The organism is Candidatus Cloacimonadota bacterium, from assembly GCA_028706475.1.
GTDB lineage: Bacteria > Cloacimonadota > Cloacimonadia > Cloacimonadales > Cloacimonadaceae > UBA5456.
On the sequence record JAQWBI010000084.1, the window covers coordinates 1 to 3,382 of the forward strand.

Genomic DNA, 3,382 nt, shown 5'->3' on the forward strand with positions numbered 1-3,382 from the left:
GTTTCTATCTCAAAATTATATCCAACAAATCCGCGCTATCCGCGTAATCAGCGTGAGATATGAATGGATCAAAAAATGGGGGAATACCAAAAAAAGAGAATTCCATTGACAAAAAGCCCGATAACCGAGACAGGCTTATGGGAAAGAATCAGGTGTTATTCAGTTCCTGAGGATCAATGAACGACTTATCCGGGAGAATTATGTTTGCCAAGCACAAATACATCCTGCTTGCGTTTCTGATTGTCATTCTGATGCGCGTTCCGGCGCTGATAATCTGGAGCCCCAATATCACCGGCAGCGATTCTGCCATCTATATGGAGACAGCAAGAAACGTGGCTGAAGGCAAGGGTTTTGTGAGCTCAATATGCCGTTTCAATATGGATATCGATACCATTACCGATTACGTAAACAAATACGGCAACCGCTATCAGGGCTGGAGCAGAGCTCCGATCTATACCTATCTGATGAGCGGGATCTACCTGTTGACCGGGAAGACTCATTTCATGACCGGAGTAAATATCCTTAACCTCTTGCTCCTGCTGGCATCGCTGTTTATTATCTACCGCTTTATGCTGCGCAAGTTTCCGGAATATGGTTTTGCCCATTTCCTTGCCCTACTCTGCATCGGAGGAAGCTACACCCTCTTTGAGTACTCATTTGGAGCCTGGCTTGAAAGCTTTACACTCTTCAACTTTGTTGTGGTCTTTGTATGTCACAGTCATATAGTCAATAATGAGAAGGTGCCGGTATGGCATTATATCTTGTATAGCTTGGCTTTGGCATCCCTCTTTAGTATTAAGAGAGCAAATATGCCCATGGCAGCAGCGTTTATGCTGCATCTCCTGCTATGTGGAAGATTCAAACGCATATTTACTGTATCGTTCTATTTCGCGGCGTTTTTAGCTCTCTGGTACGGTCTCAGATTCTATGTGATGTCCACCCCGCCGCTGCTATCTTTCAGTCACAGTTTTCCCTTTGATGGCTACAGTCGCGAAGTATCGGCATTACCCAAGTTCTTTTTCTCGCCCCAGATCTGCATCACAGTGCTGCAAAAGATTGCGACCATTGCCTTGGATTGGCGCAATCTCGGCTTGCTGTTTCCCTTCACTATCTTCTACCTGGCGGCAAGTCCTAACAATAGAGATAAACAAAGCATCTGGCTGCTCCTGGCAGTAAACCTGGGCATCTATGCCTTTAGCAGAGGAACACCCAACCCCCGCTATATCTTCCCGCTCTTTGTTCCTCTGATCATCTTTTCTGCTGTCTTGATGGAACAATGCCTACTGGCTTTGTTCAAAGATAAGCAACTCATCCCCAGATATGTCGTACTGATGCTGGTGCTGTTCTTTCAGATATACTGTGTAGCAAATTTCACCCAGTGGATCCCTGTTAGCGGTGCTGACCGGGATCATATCTTTAGGGAAGCCGATAAGCTTTTGGCTGATAACCAGATCCCAGAGAACGCAGTAATCCTCTGCAATATTGTGGGTTATAATCTCTACACGGATCATGGCTATATCCTGGTACCTCCAAATACAGATCTGAAGAATAAGGATGAATTGCTTGATCTGTACAAGGTTGATTATGTCCTGCACTATTTCGGGCTTACCAGATACTTCGGATGGAACGAGTATACCTTAAAAATTGATGAGTTCTATGATTTGGCACTGACTGATGTGTCTGATACCGATGAGGATATGAAGCTTTACCGCGTGACGCGTACAGCGGAGAACAGCAAGTGAAGGTTGGACGCATTGTTTTACTCCCTGCATGTTTTCTAAAGGGGACAACACGCCATGACTGTGTATCGTGATCTTCACAATCATGTGCCCGACCTGGAGTACCTATCTCCTTTTTATTATCGGATGATCATAGCTGTTACATCATGCCATTCAGATACTTATGCTATACATCAAGTTATTTCTCCTGCCCTAAGACCGAATTGGCACACATCTTGCGTTTACCCTAAAGCAGACAAAGACACATAGTGTGAACACTTTCCAAAGTGGAAAAAAAAAACCCTAAAAAAAGGAGAATACCAATGGGAACTCAACAAATCCTACTCATCGTACTTAGCGTAATTATCGTTGGTGCCGCCATCGCGGTAGGTATCCAGATGTTCAATGCTCAAGCTTACAGCGCCAACAAATCAGCCATCGCTGCTGACGCCCAAAGCTTTGCTTCACAAGTAGTACAATATTACAAAACCCCTGAATCACAAGGTGGTGCTGGTGGCAATGTTGCAAATATGACAGTTGCAAAAATTGGTGGATACATCGGTTGGGGTGGACATAGTACCAACAATGATAGCGGTGAGTACATTATTACTGCCGAAACTACAACTGTTACGATATACGGGCTTGGCAAGGAAGTAAAGGGTGGAAAGCGCCCCGCAGTAAGAACAAGAGTTACCTTGGCTGACGGTACCATCAATGCGAGAGCTATTGATACTGAAAAAACTGATATTGCTGATGTCCCAAGTGCAGCCTTCGGTTCCTGATAAACAGGTTAACTAAACATTTAAAGGGGATTTCAATCCCCTTTTTTTGTTTCAAGCGCTTACAAACGTGATTGATGTATCCCTATTAAATCTCAACAGAGAATATTCTTGACAGGTGAAGTGCATTCTACTAGATTGTTACGGAGTGAAATTTAAATATTTCAAAAGGAGTTCATAGGTGGGAAACCAACAGATCTTGCTCATTGTATTGGTTGTTATAATTGTGGGCATCGCTGTAGCGGTGGGTTTTAATATGTTCATGCAGCAGAAATTCCAGAACAACGGCTCTATGATCGGACAGGATACTCAGCGGTATCTGATCCAGATCCAGGAATCATACCGCTTGTGGACGGCTTTAAACGGCCTGAGCCGTGATTTGGAGGGGGTCAATGCTGAGATGCTGGCCAGGAATATCGGATGGGGGGAAGAAAATCCCATGTCCAGTGAAAACGGGCAATACCTGATTCAAGTAGATATCGCCAATACCACTGTTCATGTGAAGAGCTTGGGCGTGGAATCGCATGGTGGGCTGAGACCGGCGGTACATGGCACGATCGTATTTCCTGAGGGAAAGATTGAGACCAAACGGGGAGCTGTGGATAAAGACCTCGAGATAGCTGAGGTAAATTTGTTGGGTGAGTAAGGGGGGATGATTTAGGATTTACGATGTACGATTTACGATTTACAATTAGGGCACGCGGATTACACGGATTTAATTGAGAATTGAGAATTGAGAATTGAGAATGGCTGGCGCATTTTTGGCACACGGATTACACGGATGGCACGGATTTAGGAAGTGAAAAGTGAACGCAGGTGAACTGAGAATTTGGCAGCAGATACCTAAACCTCAATCAAGCTCCTAATTGAATATCGTAAATTGTG

General features: G+C 44.5%; 3 protein-coding genes. All 3 read left to right on the forward strand.

Annotated elements, in window-relative coordinates:
• Window positions 1–176 precede the first annotated feature (176 nt).
• The 3 genes from PHF32_08710 (at window position 177) to PHF32_08720 (ending at window position 3,143) form a co-directional block, all read left to right on the forward strand.
• Window positions 177–1,742 carry a hypothetical protein gene (locus PHF32_08710; protein MDD4560795.1) on the forward strand — a complete coding sequence of 522 codons (1,566 nt, stop codon included), beginning with the start codon at window positions 177–179 and terminating at the stop codon, window positions 1,740–1,742.
• A gap of 299 nt (window positions 1,743–2,041) precedes the next feature.
• A complete protein-coding gene (locus PHF32_08715; GenBank protein MDD4560796.1) occupies window positions 2,042–2,500 on the forward strand; it encodes a hypothetical protein in 459 nt (152 codons plus the stop codon).
• 178 nt (window positions 2,501–2,678) lie between these two features.
• Window positions 2,679–3,143, forward strand: coding sequence for a hypothetical protein (locus PHF32_08720; protein ID MDD4560797.1), 465 nt, complete (start codon window positions 2,679–2,681; stop codon window positions 3,141–3,143).
• Window positions 3,144–3,382: the final 239 nt, after the last annotated feature.

Bases quoted from the DNA above. Each gene is read 5' to 3' on its own strand.
- PHF32_08715 (MDD4560796.1), top strand. From the start codon at position 2,042: ATGGGAACTCAACAAATCCTACTCATCGTACTTAGCGTAATTATCGTT.
- PHF32_08710 (MDD4560795.1), top strand. From the start codon at position 177: ATGAACGACTTATCCGGGAGAATTATGTTTGCCAAGCACAAATACATC.